The sequence below is a fragment of the Burkholderia sp. SIMBA_062 genome (assembly GCF_046534765.1).
Taxonomy (GTDB): Bacteria; Pseudomonadota; Gammaproteobacteria; order Burkholderiales; family Burkholderiaceae; genus Burkholderia; species Burkholderia ambifaria.
Genome location: NZ_JAWRYD010000717.1, coordinates 1 through 228 on the forward strand (window position 1 = coordinate 1; position 228 = coordinate 228).

1 protein-coding gene is annotated in these 228 nt (G+C 64.5%); it reads left to right on the forward strand.

Annotated features, from left to right (window positions below):
- The coding region (locus SB786_RS38055; protein WP_410731820.1) for a sensor histidine kinase at window positions 1–228 on the forward strand (228 nt) is incomplete at both ends.

Genomic DNA, 228 nt, shown 5'->3' on the forward strand with positions numbered 1-228 from the left:
GCCAACGAAATGCTGATGGCCGTGCTGAGCCACGATCTGCGCACGCCGTTGTCGGCGGTGATGAGTTCGGCGGAATATCTGATGCGCGCGTCGAGCGACGAGAAGATCGTGTCGGTGGGCAAGCGCATCGAGCATTGCGGACGGCGCATGTCGCGCATGGTCGAGCAACTGCTCAATCTGGCGCGGCTGCAAGGCGGACGGCTGCCGTTACGGCGCACCGACGTGCAG